Origin of the sequence: Dysgonomonas mossii DSM 22836, assembly GCF_000213575.1 — a bacterium.
Lineage (GTDB): Bacteria > Bacteroidota > Bacteroidia > Bacteroidales > Dysgonomonadaceae > Dysgonomonas > Dysgonomonas mossii.
Genome location: NZ_GL892008.1, coordinates 5,584 through 20,508 on the forward strand (window position 1 = coordinate 5,584; position 14,925 = coordinate 20,508).

20 protein-coding genes and 2 tRNA genes are annotated in these 14,925 nt (G+C 37.0%); 7 read left to right on the forward strand and 15 right to left on the reverse strand.

The annotated features are described in order from the left end of the window. From HMPREF9456_RS17405 to HMPREF9456_RS11840, 7 genes are all read right to left on the reverse strand, one after another. The coding region (locus HMPREF9456_RS17405) for a hypothetical protein (protein WP_040402133.1) at positions 1-339 on the reverse strand (339 nt) is incomplete at its 3' end. A 29-nt stretch (positions 340-368) separates the two neighbouring features. Next, positions 369-455: transfer RNA gene (locus tag HMPREF9456_RS11825), tRNA-OTHER, on the reverse strand. Between the two features lie 147 nt (positions 456-602). Next, the gene (locus HMPREF9456_RS11830; protein ID WP_006843770.1) at positions 603-860 is read right to left on the reverse strand and encodes a hypothetical protein; all 258 of its coding nucleotides are present in this window, start codon (positions 858-860) and stop codon (positions 603-605) included. A gap of 281 nt (positions 861-1,141) precedes the next feature. Next, positions 1,142-1,279: a hypothetical protein gene (locus HMPREF9456_RS17245; RefSeq protein WP_006843413.1), complete on the reverse strand. Its 138-nt coding sequence runs from the start codon at positions 1,277-1,279 to the stop codon at positions 1,142-1,144. A gap of 2 nt (positions 1,280-1,281) precedes the next feature. Further along, the gene (locus HMPREF9456_RS17410) at positions 1,282-1,443 is read right to left on the reverse strand and encodes a hypothetical protein (RefSeq protein ID WP_006843771.1); all 162 of its coding nucleotides are present in this window, start codon (positions 1,441-1,443) and stop codon (positions 1,282-1,284) included. Then, on the reverse strand, positions 1,440-1,793 hold the full coding sequence (locus HMPREF9456_RS11835) for a hypothetical protein (protein WP_006843772.1): 354 nt from the start codon (positions 1,791-1,793) through the stop codon (positions 1,440-1,442). Before HMPREF9456_RS11835 ends, HMPREF9456_RS17410 begins: the two co-directional genes overlap by 4 nt. 13 nt (positions 1,794-1,806) lie before the next feature. Then, complete coding sequence (locus HMPREF9456_RS11840; protein WP_006843773.1) at positions 1,807-2,022, reverse strand: MerR family transcriptional regulator; 216 nt, start codon at positions 2,020-2,022, stop codon at positions 1,807-1,809. 168 nt (positions 2,023-2,190) lie between these two features. On the opposite strand from HMPREF9456_RS11840, the gene HMPREF9456_RS11845 reads away from it, so the two are divergent. The 3 genes from HMPREF9456_RS11845 to HMPREF9456_RS11850 all read left to right on the forward strand — a co-directional run bounded on the left by HMPREF9456_RS11845 (position 2,191) and on the right by HMPREF9456_RS11850 (position 3,849). After that, a complete protein-coding gene (locus HMPREF9456_RS11845; protein ID WP_006843774.1) occupies positions 2,191-2,544 on the forward strand; it encodes a hypothetical protein in 354 nt (117 codons plus the stop codon). A gap of 178 nt (positions 2,545-2,722) precedes the next feature. Beyond that, positions 2,723-2,872, forward strand: coding sequence for a hypothetical protein (locus HMPREF9456_RS17415; protein ID WP_006843776.1), 150 nt, complete (start codon positions 2,723-2,725; stop codon positions 2,870-2,872). A 281-nt stretch (positions 2,873-3,153) separates the two neighbouring features. Beyond that, a complete protein-coding gene (locus HMPREF9456_RS11850; RefSeq protein WP_006843777.1) occupies positions 3,154-3,849 on the forward strand; it encodes a S24 family peptidase in 696 nt (231 codons plus the stop codon). A gap of 70 nt (positions 3,850-3,919) precedes the next feature. Here HMPREF9456_RS11850 and HMPREF9456_RS11855 read toward each other — a convergent pair. From HMPREF9456_RS11855 to HMPREF9456_RS11885, 7 genes are all read right to left on the reverse strand, one after another. Continuing rightward, positions 3,920-3,991, reverse strand: a tRNA-Arg gene (locus tag HMPREF9456_RS11855). A gap of 135 nt (positions 3,992-4,126) precedes the next feature. Next, positions 4,127-5,041, reverse strand: coding sequence for a DMT family transporter (locus HMPREF9456_RS11860; protein WP_006843778.1), 915 nt, complete (start codon positions 5,039-5,041; stop codon positions 4,127-4,129). A 269-nt stretch (positions 5,042-5,310) separates the two neighbouring features. Beyond that, positions 5,311-5,655 (reverse strand): 50S ribosomal protein L20, encoded by a 345-nt coding sequence (rplT, locus tag HMPREF9456_RS11865; protein ID WP_006798843.1) that lies wholly within the window; start codon positions 5,653-5,655, stop codon positions 5,311-5,313. Positions 5,656-5,757: 102 nt separating this feature from the next. Next, positions 5,758-5,955 carry a 50S ribosomal protein L35 gene (rpmI, locus tag HMPREF9456_RS11870; protein WP_006843779.1) on the reverse strand — a complete coding sequence of 66 codons (198 nt, stop codon included), beginning with the start codon at positions 5,953-5,955 and terminating at the stop codon, positions 5,758-5,760. Positions 5,956-6,008: 53 nt separating this feature from the next. Next, positions 6,009-6,632, reverse strand: coding sequence for a translation initiation factor IF-3 (gene infC, locus HMPREF9456_RS11875; protein WP_006843780.1), 624 nt, complete (start codon positions 6,630-6,632; stop codon positions 6,009-6,011). Between the two features lie 223 nt (positions 6,633-6,855). Beyond that, positions 6,856-7,425, reverse strand: a complete 570-nt coding sequence (locus tag HMPREF9456_RS11880; protein WP_006843781.1) for a DUF4468 domain-containing protein — start codon at positions 7,423-7,425, stop codon at positions 6,856-6,858. A gap of 229 nt (positions 7,426-7,654) precedes the next feature. Next, on the reverse strand, positions 7,655-7,843 hold the full coding sequence (locus HMPREF9456_RS11885) for a hypothetical protein (protein WP_018075045.1): 189 nt from the start codon (positions 7,841-7,843) through the stop codon (positions 7,655-7,657). Between the two features lie 89 nt (positions 7,844-7,932). Here HMPREF9456_RS11885 and HMPREF9456_RS11890 point away from each other — a divergent pair, with 89 nt between their 5' ends. After that, positions 7,933-8,394, forward strand: coding sequence for a hypothetical protein (locus tag HMPREF9456_RS11890; RefSeq protein WP_006843782.1), 462 nt, complete (start codon positions 7,933-7,935; stop codon positions 8,392-8,394). A gap of 115 nt (positions 8,395-8,509) precedes the next feature. On the opposite strand, the gene thrS is transcribed toward HMPREF9456_RS11890, so the two are convergent. After that, positions 8,510-10,462 carry a threonine--tRNA ligase gene (gene thrS / locus HMPREF9456_RS11895; RefSeq protein ID WP_006843783.1) on the reverse strand — a complete coding sequence of 651 codons (1,953 nt, stop codon included), beginning with the start codon at positions 10,460-10,462 and terminating at the stop codon, positions 8,510-8,512. 677 nt (positions 10,463-11,139) lie between these two features. On the opposite strand from thrS, the gene HMPREF9456_RS11900 reads away from it, so the two are divergent. The 3 genes from HMPREF9456_RS11900 (at position 11,140) to HMPREF9456_RS11910 (ending at position 14,914) form a co-directional block, all read left to right on the forward strand. Beyond that, complete coding sequence (locus tag HMPREF9456_RS11900; protein ID WP_006843784.1) at positions 11,140-13,146, forward strand: hypothetical protein; 2,007 nt, start codon at positions 11,140-11,142, stop codon at positions 13,144-13,146. Positions 13,147-13,329: 183 nt separating this feature from the next. Continuing rightward, positions 13,330-14,349, forward strand: coding sequence for a hypothetical protein (locus tag HMPREF9456_RS11905; protein WP_006843785.1), 1,020 nt, complete (start codon positions 13,330-13,332; stop codon positions 14,347-14,349). Between the two features lie 31 nt (positions 14,350-14,380). Beyond that, positions 14,381-14,914, forward strand: coding sequence for a hypothetical protein (locus HMPREF9456_RS11910; protein ID WP_006843786.1), 534 nt, complete (start codon positions 14,381-14,383; stop codon positions 14,912-14,914). Positions 14,915-14,925: the final 11 nt, after the last annotated feature.

The following is a 14,925-nucleotide window of genomic DNA, read 5'->3' on the forward strand; positions in this document are numbered from 1 at the left end:
AGTCGCGTTGCCCCATGCTTCCACAGTCGCGTTGCCCCATGCTCTCACAGTCGCGTTGCCCCATGCTCTCACAGTCGCGTTGTCTACTAGAAGATATCCTTCTGAAATATCTATATTCCCATATATTTTATTGTTGTTAAACTCATTCTCATATAGCTTTATTAATTCTATATCTATAACTTTACGCCTTACTGCAAAATCGAAGTTGTCTTTTATAACTTGCAATAATTCTTCAAAAGATTCTGACTTATATGCTCTTTTGTATTCTGATGTACATGCATCAGCAGCTTTTGCTCTTTTTATGATTTCTTCCTTTAATTCTTTAAAATTAGTTTCCATAATGATATTTTGTTTTAAGTTTAAATTCGTTGCTATGGGAGGACTCGAACCTCCGACCCGTTTCTTTTTGGGTGCATTACTGCGACCTGCGCTCTGTCCACCTGAGCTACATAGCATCCTTTATTTTCATTCGCATAGGGTTACTTTTCCACCATACCCCAAAGTCATTTAATCTTTCGATATGCGATTATCATTTCATTTTTTTCTCATAAAAAAAGAGCTATCGAAATGATAACCCTATATAAAATATTGTTTAATATGTCCTAGTATTTTCTTCGATTACTTTCAAATGCAGTTTTTATAACAGATCCCCAATAAATAGATTTACACTTATTATTTTTACTCTTGGGTATTATTTTTATGTGCTTTATTACTCTTTTATTCTTTTTCTTAGATTTATTAACTAACGCATCAATCATTTTAATTCGCCTTTCAGTTGAAACCTCTGAATGCTTGAAAATATGCACTCTTATATTTTTCTGTACTAATTTACCGCAGATAGGACATTCTTTACCAATCATATTTTATATTTTTATAGAGACAAATATATTATATTTTGTTGATTCTGACTAACCTAACTGACTATTCAGGTTTATTAGTTCGCTGTTTTTCAAGCTCCCGACTTCCTCTAATCGGTAATCCCCCTAACCACTCCGTTAAGGGTTTAAGACAACACCCGTGTTTTTATCCATTCATCGGTGATACATCAGGAAATCAACATGGCAAAGAACTTGCGTTTTACTCCCACCCATAAGGAATGGAGCCTTCAACGACTTAGGATTAATTTTGTTTTAAGGATATATTACTTTAGGAAAGTTTCATCGTTCGGATCTATATCTTCTGCTTGATAGTACGATATGCAGTAAAGAAATATGCCTGTTACTATTCCGGCTACAACTACAAATAGCGCTAATGCTAAAATTGCGAATAAGAGTTCCATAGTTATTTTATTTGATATGTGGGTACTTCGTGATGTTTCATTTCATTAAGAGCTTCTACTTGTCTTTTGCAGTCTATTGCACATTTAACCATATAACCAAGGCAACCTAACATGATAGCTGCAATGATTATTGTCTTTAGTGGGTTTATGCTTTTCTTTTTCATGAGTATTGCTTTTCATATTCGTATTCTTCTTCTTCCTTATAATTCAGTTCGCCTATAGCATCAGACAGTAGACTGTTAAGCGTTTCTTCGTACTCCTCAATAGACCTATAATCATCGCCATCGTTATACATAACATATACATTTTTAAGCTGTATGCTGCGATATGCAGATCCTCTATAATTAGCTTCTACATCTACTCTAATACCATTAGTACATTCGAACGATCTTAGTCTATGTCCTTCATAGCTGTAGATATCCAAATCAGACATAATAAGCTTCACTAGTTTATCTATCGACTCATCCGTAAGACAAGGTTTGAAATCCTGTATATCTATTTTTAGTGCTCCCATGGTTATTTTGTATTTAAGCGTTTTGCTTTCTTTTAGAATCTCTATAGTTCCGAGTAGTGTCGAATATATTCTCGCTATCGTAGAAATATTCACTTCCAACTTGTAGATAGTTTAATCTACCTTGGTTTTTCCATCTATTAATTGTTTGTTCTGTCTTACTTAGAATTTTAGCTAACTCTTTGCTTCCTGCTATAATTCTATTTGCTGGTATGTTTTTTAGTTGAGCCATTTTTTGCACTGTATTTAATATGTTTAATTATATTTGTTGTATATTTGATTAACTACAATGCAAATATAGTGATATTTTTCACTACAAATAATAATTCAGTGATATTTATCATTAAGTTAACTTTATTTAAGGATACGTAGTGTTTTAACTTAAAATTTTTGGGGGGAGATGGAACTAAGAGAATATATAAAAACGGTAATTGTTGAGATATTTGAAGGAGTAAAAGAATCTCAAGAGGCAATAAAGAATATTGGTGGAGTGGTTAATCCGTTTGATACAATTAGATCAGGTCTAATTTCTGAAACAGAGTATTTTGTAGGGGATAAATCTTTTATAGAAATTGAGGTAGGTGTCACAACATCAGAAAGTAAAGGTTCTAATAAAGGTCTGGGTGTCTACATTGGAAATAGTGGTGCCGGGTTACACTCTAAAAATAATAATGAGAATGAATCTGTCAATAAAATTAAATTTTCAATTCCAGTAAAGTACCCAAAGAACCCTAGATCTGAGGAATATATTTAAAATCTGCGTTTATGTTGGCCATCCTTTATTAAAAAATAAAGATGCGAAGCCTCAGATGCTACATCTTTAGTACAATTTGAAGCATATTTTACACATCTTTCACGCAGTCTTCTATCCTGATAGCTTTTAATATAATTGATAATTTTGTTCATATTGTTTAATATATAAATGATTAATTATGAGTAATTTAGACTTAAATCAATTGAAAGAAGAAATTTTGAAATTAAAAACTGAGACAAGACCAGATTCTATAACATCAGAAAGATTGGGTTCGATTTTAGAGGGTTTGATAGAGCAAATTGAAGAGATACAAAAGAAGTTATCTTAACTATTTGACTAATCCATTGCCAAATGTGTCTGAAAACTCCAATGAAAAACATCTAACATTAGACGCATCAGACACTTTTTTCTTAAAATAAACACAACGTAACTTTGCAGTAATTTTTTTGAATAATGAAGTTATCATAACATAAATATTAAAATAGAAAGCAGCATACAAATTGGGGTTGCACGCTGCTCTCAAGGTTTAAACCTAATTTCTTAATTATTGAAATCACCCCAATTGATTACAATACAAATATAGTGATATTTTTCACTAATAAAATAAAAATGAAAAATTTAACAACAAAAGAGAGACTACAATTTTTTGTAAAGGAAATGGGATATGGAAGAAATAAATTTGAGGAATATGCAGGAATTGGGTCTGGATATTTATCTTCTAAATCTACATCTATAACATCAGATACAATAGAAAAAGTAATAGCTAAATTTCCTAATTTAAATGTAGAGTGGTTATTGACCGGAAATGGATTAATGATTATACCTGAAAACGAAAATAAAAATATTACTTTACGTCAACTTAAGTCCGATTATTTTAATCAAGATGAAAAATTAATCCCATTGTATGAATTAGATGCTAGTGCTGGGCTAACCGTATTGTTCGACAACCAAAACAAACAGATACCTATAGATATAATAAAAATACCACAAGCGCCGAATTGCGATGGAGCATTATATGTAAGAGGAGATTCTATGTATCCTATTATTAAAGCAGGAGATATTCTTTGCTATAAAGTAATTACCGATTTTGAAAACATAAGATATGGTAATATATATTTACTTGATATAAATGACGGAGATGATCAATATTTAACAGTAAAATATGTCCAAAAATCAGATAAAGGCGATAATTATCTAAAGTTAGTCAGTGAGAATGGGCATCACTCGCCGAAAGATGAGAAAAAAAATAACATTAGATCTATGGCAATAGTAAAAATGTGGGTACGAATGCAGGATATAACCTAAGCTATTTTCTAAGCACTAAAAACAAAAAGCGCGCAAACCATTGATTTACACGCTTTAATTTTAGTATACGTGACCCTGGCGGGAATCGAACCCACAGCTAAGGAACCGGAATCCTTTATTTTATCCATTAAACTACAGGGCCGTTAGGCGACACAAAAATATAAAATTATTCCCAGCTTTTGTATACAATCCAAAATTATCTTACAGCCCCTCACAAAGAACAAAAAGAGACACTCTCAGCGAATATCTCTTTTTGACTACAATCGGTTCATTCAATTCAATTCACAGTACAGAACGCCCTGATACGTCGGTATACAGCCATGACGTTTACTTCCGCCAAAAGCATTGCCGACAATATCAGTGTACCTCCAATCACTGTTCGGCTTGTTATCTCTTCATTCAATATTATATACGCAAACACAGTTGCAAAAATAGGTTCGCACAAGTATGTCAACGCGATCTTCTCGGCCTCGATATACTTCTGAGCCGCATTCTGAATACAATACATATAAGCCGTAGACAAAATGGCGACAAACAGCAAAGCCTTCCATACATCAAAAGGCAGCGACATCGAGACAGCCCCAACGCCCTGCGTAGATACAGTCAATACGCCTGCCAAAAGAGCGCAAACAGATAGCTGTATGATAACAAACGGAATAGCCGCTACCTCAGACCGTGAGTCTGTGCTTATCTTGCCTACATACAAAATGTAAACCGAATAAAACAACGACCCCACAAACACCATCAGGTCTCCGATCCTAAAGTCTGAAAAACCCGACGCCATAGCAATAATATACAACCCGGCTAAAGCCAGAAGGCACGCCACCCACATTCGTGTCTGAATAGACCTCTTCATAAACAGGAACGCAAACAAAGGAATCAGCACGACCTCTACCCCGGCAATAAACGAAGCGTTGGACGAACTTGTATACTTCAACCCCACCGTTTGCCAGCAAATACCCATAAAAAGGAATAGCCCGGCAATAGCGCCTTTACGGATTGTTTCACTGTTTATCTTCGGAATCTGCTTGTAGAATATCAAAGCCAGAATGAAAGTTGCAATTAAGAAACGATAAAACATGAATGTGTAAGGGTGGATAGAATCGAATGCATCTTTGGACAAAGGAAACGAAATTCCCCAAAATGCAGTTCCCAATACTAAGAGAGGCAGGTAAATTTTGCTTTTACTCATCAATCAAAATAATTTAAAAATTAGTATATCTAAATTATTAGGGTATGCAAAGAACTCTTTACAAAAGGATACCTATACCCCCTATTTTCTTCCCTAACGCTGGAGTATAAGTAGCAAAATCCTTATCTGAGCTGCAAAAGTATAGCTTTTTTACACAATAACAAAATCAGCGATGAAGAAAAGCCCCCATAATAGACAAACTCGATAACGTATAGAAACAAAAAAGCAACCACAGTGGGTTGCTTTTTCTTTGTATATAAAGATATTCTTTATTTTACTTTATCTACGATTGCTTTGAACGCTTCCGGATGGTTCATTGCAAGGTCTGCAAGAACTTTACGGTTGATCTCTACTCCATTCTTGTGAAGAGCGCCCATCAGGCGAGAGTAAGACATACCTTCCAAACGTGCAGCAGCGTTGATACGTTGTATCCAAAGTGCACGGAAGTTGCGTTTTTTAGCACGACGGTCACGGAAAGCATAGGTAAGACCTTTTTCCCATGTATTTTTGGCTACTGTCCACACATTTTTGCGGGCACCATAGTAACCTCTTGTTAATTTCAGAACTTTTTTTCTGCGGTTGCGCGAAGCAACATGATTGACTGATCTTGGCATAATTTACGTTGTTTTGAATGATAGCGGTTTTTTTATTTCAAAAACACTTTGCTGCATACATCCGGTTAATAAATCTTTAAAACTTGCTTTTAAGAAATACAATTATTTCATTCCCAACAATTGCTTAACAGACTTTTCGTCCACCTTGCTTACTGTTGTTGTGTGAGTAAGGTTTCTTTTCTGTTTTTTCGTTTTCTTAGTCAAGATGTGACTTTTGAAAGCATGTTTTCTTTTGATTTTTCCTGTTCCGGTAAGGGCAAACCTCTTTTTGGCACCGGAATTAGTCTTCTTTTTTGGCATCTCAGTTTATTAATTAAATTAATTTATATACGAATGCAATTCTTTCGAACTGCTTATTCTGCGCTTTTTTCTTCGTCCTCTTTCTTTTCCACTTTCACCTTTGGCTTATCTTCCTTCGGCTTGGCAGGTGCAGCCTTTGCAGGTGCTTTTTTAGGGGACATCATCATGATCATTCTCTTACCTTCGAGTGCCGGCAACTGGTCTACTTTTCCGTAGTCTTCGAGCTCGGTAGCAAAACGAAGCAACAACACCTCTCCTTGTTCTTTAAACAAGATAGAACGTCCTTTGAAGAACACATAAGCCTTTAGCTTAGAGCCTTCTTCGAGGAATCCTTTGGCGTGTTTCAACTTGAAGTTAAAGTCATGGTCGTCGGTCTGTGGTCCGAAACGTATTTCTTTTACCACTACCTTCACCGATTTGGCTTTCGCCTCTTTTTGCTTTTTCTTTTGTTGATAGAGGAATTTTTGATAATCTGTAATCTTACAAACAGGAGGTTCTGCCGTTGGAGAAATTTCAACTAAGTCAAGCTCAAGTGCATCTGCCAAGCGTAAAGCTTCCTGTATAGAGTAAACCCCTTGTTCGACATTATCTCCAACCAAACGAACTTCTCTGGCTCGAATGTTATTATTGATCTTGTGTAACTCTTCTTTTTTTTGATTAAATCTATTGTTCCTCATTCAAAAAATGTTAGATTCTTTTCCTTTATCTTTTATTTATTTTTATTTTTAAAACAAAGCTGGGTGCAAAGGTAATAAAAAACTTATTGAATTTGTATAAATTTCCCTATCTTTTTAATTCAAAGGGGGATGCCGCCTGTTCTTATTTATACATCCAAAGTTGTCACACCTTCATCACTTTAGTCTTAATGAATCAGATTTTGCTTTGTATAACGGCTTCTATTTACCAATTATCATTAACACTAGCTCCATCCGATTGAATGAAATCAACAAACATCTGCACTTCACTGTTGAAATGGTCTTCAAGTTTTTGTTTTTCATTTTTCATCAAAAGCTTTCCCTTATTATCAAAAATAGCCCAGCCCTTCATTTTACTGGCAGCAATATAAAAGTCATTGCCTCCCTCCTCGAAGGTTAAACTCAGAGCTGTGATATTATACCGAATACGCCCATCCCGAAATCTCATTTCTATCTGATAAGCGCCATTTACTTTGAGAGTAACCAACATTTTAGAAAAGCTGAATATCGTTGGGTAATAAAGACTATATCGCAAATAATCTCCATCTAAATCGGTTTTTATTGCAAATTTGGGGTTCGACATTTTTTCATTTACATACCGCTTAGACATACTATACAAGTCTGATGCCGATTTTCCGTCAACAGGAATAACCAAAAAGTCTTTTGATGTATCAGCAGCGTCTCTCAACCCTTCGGGGGTTAATTCAAATTGCTGCGAAAAACAGGATAATGAGATCACTCCCAAAATGAGTGTAATTAATAAAGTTTTTTTCATTGTTTTGTCTTTATGTTTGCATTAAAGAACTAATATACGAAATAAAACCCTAAATACGGCATGAACAGCCAAACTTAGCAAAAAACAGGATCAAATTATACTCTATATATTATAGTATGTACAATGTAACCCATAGAGCATCATCGGCATACAAAGAAAACACAAAGTGTCCCAAAAGTTCTTATACTTTCGGGACACCTTATATATTACTTAGTAAAAATGACGACGCTTAAGACTGCTGTTCCCAAGCATTCATCATTTGTTCCATTTCTTCATTTAGCTGAGCGGCAAAGTTCACAAACTTCATCGAGCCTTTATCGCCGTCGCCTTGTTTGCGGATCGAAACTTCTTCACTTTCGGCTTCTTTCTCTCCCACAATCAGAAGATCGTTTATAAAAATGCAAAGAGCAAGTAGCAAAGATATAACTACACAAAATCGTACTCTTGCCTTATGGTATCTAATCGGAAATTGTTAACTTTATCAAAAGAATGAATAAAATACACCGAATGAAAAACATTTTACCTTTCGAAAACATTGTATACGAGACTCATCTGTCCGAAAATGATATAAAAAATAGAATAAACGACATTATTAGAATACAGAATACGTACAAAGGATACTCCACAAGTAATGCATTTGAGATAAAACGCAATATAAATTATCAGAATTCTTTTTCACCTAAAATCAAAGGCGAATTTCACAACGAATGGGGCAAGACCATAATCAGAGTAAAAATGAAACTTCCTAGTTATGTTATTATTTTTTTGGGCTTCTGGTTCTCATTCATTATTCTCATCGGTATCGTGTTTACTTTTTTAATAACGGAGAATGAGTTCGGCATATTTTCTTTAATTCCTTACGTAATGTTGATTATGGGATATGCGTTAACGATAGGAGCATTTAAGTTTGAAAGCATCAGAAGCAAAAAAGACTTACAGCAAATATTCGAGGCAACGATAATTAAGTGAATGCTCTCAGAATCGGAACAACAAGAAAGCTGAAATCTTGTACAAATACAAAGAGTCCCAAAAGTTCTTATAACTTTTGGGACTCTTTTATATTACGTAGTAAAAATGACGGCACTTAAGCCTGCTGTTCCCAAGCATTCATCATTTGTTCCATTTCTTCATTTAGCTGTGCGGCAAAGTTCACAAACTTCATAGAGCCTTTATCACCATCGCCTTGTTTGCGGATCGAAACCTCTTCACTTTCGGCTTCTTTCTCTCCCACAATCAGCAAGTAAGGGATACGCTTCAATTCGTTGTCACGGATTTTGCGACCTATCTTTTCGTTGCGGTCATCTACCTGCGAACTGATGCCCTGTTGCTTGAAGTAGTGAGACACACGGTGAGCATAGTCGTTAAACTTCTCGCTGATAGGCAATATCACCACCTGATCGGGAGCAAGCCACAATGGGAATTTTCCTGCTGTATGCTCTATAAGCACGGCAATGAAACGCTCCATCGACCCAAACGGCGCACGGTGAATCATCACCGGACGGTGTTTTTGGTTGTCGGCTCCTGTGTATTCGAGTTCGAAACGTTCCGGAAGATTGTAGTCTACCTGTATTGTTCCCAACTGCCAACGGCGACCCAATGCGTCCTTCACCATAAAGTCGAGTTTAGGACCATAGAAAGCCGCTTCGCCAAGCTCTACACGTGCCGGCAAGCCTTTTTCTTCGCAGGCTTCTATAATGGCACGCTCTGCTTTTTCCCAGTTTGCATCGCTACCGATATATTTCTCACGATTGTTAGGATCTCTGAGCGAGATTTGTGCTTCGAAATTTTCGAAATTAAGAGCCTTGAAGATAATGAATACAATATCCATTACTTTGAGGAACTCTTCTTTGAGCTGCTCAGGTGTACAGAAAATATGCGCATCGTCCTGAGTAAACCCACGCACCCTTGTCAGTCCGTGAAGCTCGCCACTTTGCTCGTAACGGTATACAGTACCAAACTCGGCCATACGCAAAGGCAGGTCACGGTATGAGCGTGGAACGATTTTATATATTTCGCAGTGATGCGGGCAGTTCATCGGTTTCAGCAAGAACTCCTCTCCTTCTTCGGGTGTATGTATCGGCTGGAAAGAATCCTGTCCGTATTTTGCATAGTGACCCGAAGTTACGTAAAGCAATTTGCTACCGATATGCGGTGTCATCACCTGTTGGTATTCGAATTTCTTCTGAATTTTCTTCAAAAAGTCTTCGAGTTTGAGGCGCAACTGTGTACCACGAGGCAACCACAACGGAAGCCCTTTACCTACATTTTCGGAGAAGGCAAACAGTTCGAGCTCTTTCCCAATCTTGCGGTGGTCACGCTTCTTGGCTTCTTCGAGCATCACAAGGTACTCGTCGAGCATTTTCTTTTTAGGGAAGGTGATACCGTAAAGACGTGTAAGCTGCTTGCGCTTTTCGTCGCCACGCCAGTATGCACCTGCCGCGCTAAGTATCTTCACCGCCTTGATATACGATGTATTAGGCAAGTGAGGCCCACGACAAAGGTCGGTAAACACCCCTTGTGTATATGTTGTAATGGTTCCGTCTTCGAGGTCGTTGATAAGCTCTACCTTATACCCCTCGTTGCGGTCGCCAAACATTTTTAGCGCATCGGTTTTTGTGATGCTCTGACGTTTGATCTCTTCCTTATTGGCTATCAGCTCCATCATTTTAGCTTCGATCTTATGAAAATCGGCATCTTTGACAGGAGTATCACCAAAGTCTATATCATAATAGAATCCATTCTCGATGGCAGGACCTATCCCAAATTTTGCATGTGGGTATAGTATCTGCACCGCTTCGGCCATAAGGTGTGCCGACGAATGCCAATATGCATGCTTTCCGTCTTCATCTTCCCATTTCAGCAATTCGATCGTCGCATCCGTATCGATTGGTCTTGTTAAGTCCCAAACCTCCCCGTTTACCTTTGCGGCAAGCACGTCTTGCGCCAAACGGGAACTGATACTCTCAGCAACCTGCATAGATGTTGTTCCTTTTTCGAATTCTCTTACGGAACCATCCGGAAATGTAATTTTAATCATATTCGTCTTTCTCTTTTTTTAGTTATGCAGCTCCTACAAATAAGCTGCTTTACAGAACTTGCAAAAATAAACATTTTTTACAGATTAATATAATTAGCCCTCACAGATTTTATTCAATTCCGCTATTTATGCCCCGCATCCGTATTTCCGAAGCCTATTTTATTGAAGGTTTCTTCATAAGCTCTTCTTATTTATTAAGTTATATGATCATTAATGAATTGTTTTTTATATAATATTATTATCTTTGCAAGATATTTGTGACAAACATTTATTAAGCGAGGCAATACAAGTCGGTGATCCGGAAGACTTATTTATGAATTCTGACTAGAAAAGTATGTTTATTAAGCATATATTTCTTTCTGATGATGCACAAAATATGTTCATTTCATCGGTAGTATAAGGGCAGTTTACATATAGTTTTTCTTTATTTTAAATCCATTCCCTCTCTTTTATTTGTCATAAAAAAATTAGGCATTAAACTTTACAAGAGTATATGACAAAAAATACTATACTTTTTTTTAAATCAAAATTCTTTCCCTTCTGTGGCGGCTACTAAAAAGTGTCATAAACAAAGGAGATGGGCTATTTTATCTAAAAAAATTATACAAAAAAGACAAAAACTCACGAGACAAGCAAAGCTATTTGATAATTTATAAAACTTAAAATTAAAGAACTACATGAAACAGACAAACATGAGACAACTACCAAAACCAATGTTCTTGACGACATTATTATTGTTAGTGTCTTTTCTCTGCACAAGCCTGACTATGAATGCACAAGTAACAATTGGCTCGGGTGAACCTTCTGTAGACGGAGCATTATTACAGCTGAAAGACAAGGAAAATATCGTTGATGGCACAGCCAATGCTTTCAAAGGGTTAGCCTTACCCCGCGTAAACCTTTCGCTAAAGAATCAGCTCTTCCCCATGTTTTTGAAAGATTCGAGCAATCCGGCTTCCGGCCCTAGCGATGATTATGTAGCAAACAAGGCAAGTATAGACCAGATGCACACCGGACTGATTGTATATAATCTGGTAGAAGACGACGATAAAGAACTGTGCCTGGGACTAAACCAATGGGATGGCGCAAAATGGAATTGCTTCGAATCTAAGCTCGGTAATGCCGTTGTAGAAATAGGCAATTGTGACTCGTTGACTTTCGAAGGTATATACCAAAACGAAGTATCGCTGAATGCAAGCAACTACATGACTATACCATTGCACGTAACCAAGGCAGGGGCATATAATATAACTGCAATGCCCGACCCTTCTAACGGCTATTACTTCACCACTTCGGGCGTTTTTCTGGCTACAGGTTATTATTTTCTTTCTATCCCGGGAGCAGGAACACCAACCAACCATACGGTAGGAACGCCGGGAGACCTGATAAAAATAACAGTAAACGGGAAACAACTGACCACTTGTGACCCTTTGCGGATCAATGTGAAAGACTCTTCTAAAAAACCGCTTTACACGATGGATTGTAGTTCTGTAAAAGTAAAAGGAGTATACAAAGTAGACCAAGCGTTGGATCCGAATACAAATTACATCGAATTGAAACTGAATGTTGACGCTGCCGCAATAGGAGCAACATATCTGATAGAGACAAACACTGTTGACGGTATATCGTTCAAAGACCAAGGACTTCTGACTTCAACATCGATGACCATACAGCTCAAAGGTACAGGAATACCTACCAGTGTAAACAACAAGTATATGACTCTGACTTCAAATAGCCAAAAATCTGTAACTACCTGTAACGCAACTGTAGTTGTGGTGATACCCAAAAAGAAGATGTTGGTGTTAGGAAATGTAGATCTTTATGGATGGGTTCCGGGAACTCCGGGTAGAGGATCGTACGAGGTATTGACTTCGCCAAACAATTTTGGACAAAACGAAAATAGTATCGTAAAGACTGAAGGCTTTGATATTATTTATCCGGCTATTAATGGTATACCAAATTTAACACAAACATCTTATATCATGGATCAGCTGACGAATAAAAAAGTGGATATCTGCTACATCGGTCAAGACATATATGCCGGTGGTGCGTCAGGAGATCAGATTTTGTTCCGCCAAGCCCTGATAGACTATGTAAACCAAAAAGGCGTATTGGTTTTGTTCTGGGAGGCCAACCCGTCAAGCAACGGAGGTGCACAGACATTATTCCGCCAGCTCTTTTCAAATCCTAACATTACACAAAGCGCAGTATCAACTGGAGCAGGAGCTATTTATAAAACAACAGCGATAAACGATGATGTATTAAATGGCCCTTTTGGTGACGTAAGAAATAAATATTGGGGTGAAGATGCTTCGTGGGCTATGTCGATAGCCAATCTTCCATCAGGAGAAATAGATGTGTACTCGTGGGGCGACGATCAGACAACAACTTCTGACGGTGCATATCTTGCGAATGTAACAGGATTTAAGCACAAATCGCTAAACTTGGTTTACTTTGGCGATGGAGGGTTCTGTTCGTCTGTCTATTCGGCTACATCAGGAAATACTCAAACAGGAAATACCCTCTGCCCTTTCAACTGGGATCCAACGAATATGTTCCCTACACCTAAACCAAATTATGGTAAAACAACACCGTTTTTTAGTGTGTATAACTCCACTATATGGGCTAATACACTTGCTTGGGCACTTAAGCAAGCACAATTTAATGGGATAAACACACCGTAAATTTGTATTATTGAAGAAGTGGGGGACAAACACTTCTACTGCATATCAGAAAGAAGCCTGTTGAGATACAGGCTTCTTTTGTTTTTTAGGGGATAGATTATAGAAAAGAACGAGCTAAACACCCTTCAGTTTTAATATTTTTTATATATTTATATTAAAATCATAAAAGACAAATATAAAACTATGAAAAAAATCTTTTTACTTCTCTCTGTTATCTCGTATTTCAACTTGAGCATTTCGGCTCAAGATCAAACAATTAATGGGAATTTATTCCTCTCCTCCAATAGTAATGGAGGATTACGTATAGGTAAAAAAGGAGATATGGGAAACCTCAATGTTCCACTTGGCGCAGTTGCATCTGAGTTGAATATTGACTTTAGTGGTTATCGTGATATTGATCCCGACTTCATTGCTGCCCGTATTTCATGCCTAAGATTTAATACTTGGTTAAATAATAATCCTCTTATGCAGAATTCCGGATTAGCTTTTTATACAAACCCTAATTCAGGAGTTGGCATCTCTGAACGAATGCGTATAACACCTGAAGGTAACATTGGAATTGGTACGACAAATCCTTCAGCTAAACTGGATGTAGATGGAACAATAGAAGGGAAAGGTCTGTTTTTAAATTATTCGTCTAACGAAGGTTGGATGAGAAGTTATTTACAATATCAAGGAAACTCATTAATAATCGGGAATCCAGTAGGATATCCGCATAATTGCAATATAGACATTCTTCCAGGAGGAGTAAGTGCCCAAACCCTAACTTCATGGTTAAATATGTATATCGCAACAGGAGTACAGCAGTATACAAAAAAAATACAAATACATACAGCTGGCGACTCTTTTTTTAATGGAGGAAACGTAGGTATTGGGACATCAACTCCTCAAGCAAAATTAGACGTTAAAGGAAAGATTTTTGCAGAAGAAGTTGAAATCAAAGTCAGCTCGGGAGCAGACTTTGTATTCGAGCCAAGCTACAATTTAAAACCCTTAGCAGAAGTTGAAGCTTTTGTAAAAGAAAGGAAACACCTACCAGAAATTCCATCCGAGAAAGAGATGATAGAAAAGGGGGTGAATGTAAATGAAATGCAAATAAAACTTCTGCAAAAGATCGAAGAGCTGACTTTGTATGTGATCGACCAAGATAAACAAATAAAGGAGTTGAAAAAGCAATTGGAAGAACAAGGTGACAAAAAATAACACCTTAGAATCTTCCTTATAGTGCATTTATATGGAACACTACAAACTAGAATATCTCAACGACACCATACGCTTACGAATAACGACTCCTCCAAAGCCGGGTTGTGCAACTACAGCTTTGGCGGCTATTGCTTCCGTAATAATTTTATTACCAATTGTGGCGGGACTGTTAATATTGGATGAAATAACCTTTGGATTTACACTCACAGTTCTACTTTCGTGGCTGATAGCTGCATATTTCGTCAGGATGTTTTTATGGAATAAGTATGGCGAAGAAGTCTTTATTATACAAGGGAAAACAATGGAGTCGTACAACGACTACAAACTCTTTAAAGACAACCACAAAACAATCAGCTTCAACAAGATGCATGTGCTATATTTTGTAGATGAGGAATGGTTCTATGCCAGTGAATGGAAAAGAATAAATAACATGGATGAAAACCAACTAAGTGAGCTCGGTTTTCTCATCAGTAAAGAAGTCATAACCTCTCACCGACAAATCCCCGTAGCAGATATAATAAAAATTAGCTCCGAACTCGGAGCTAATAAATCTTTTATTATTTAATTTCTATTCAG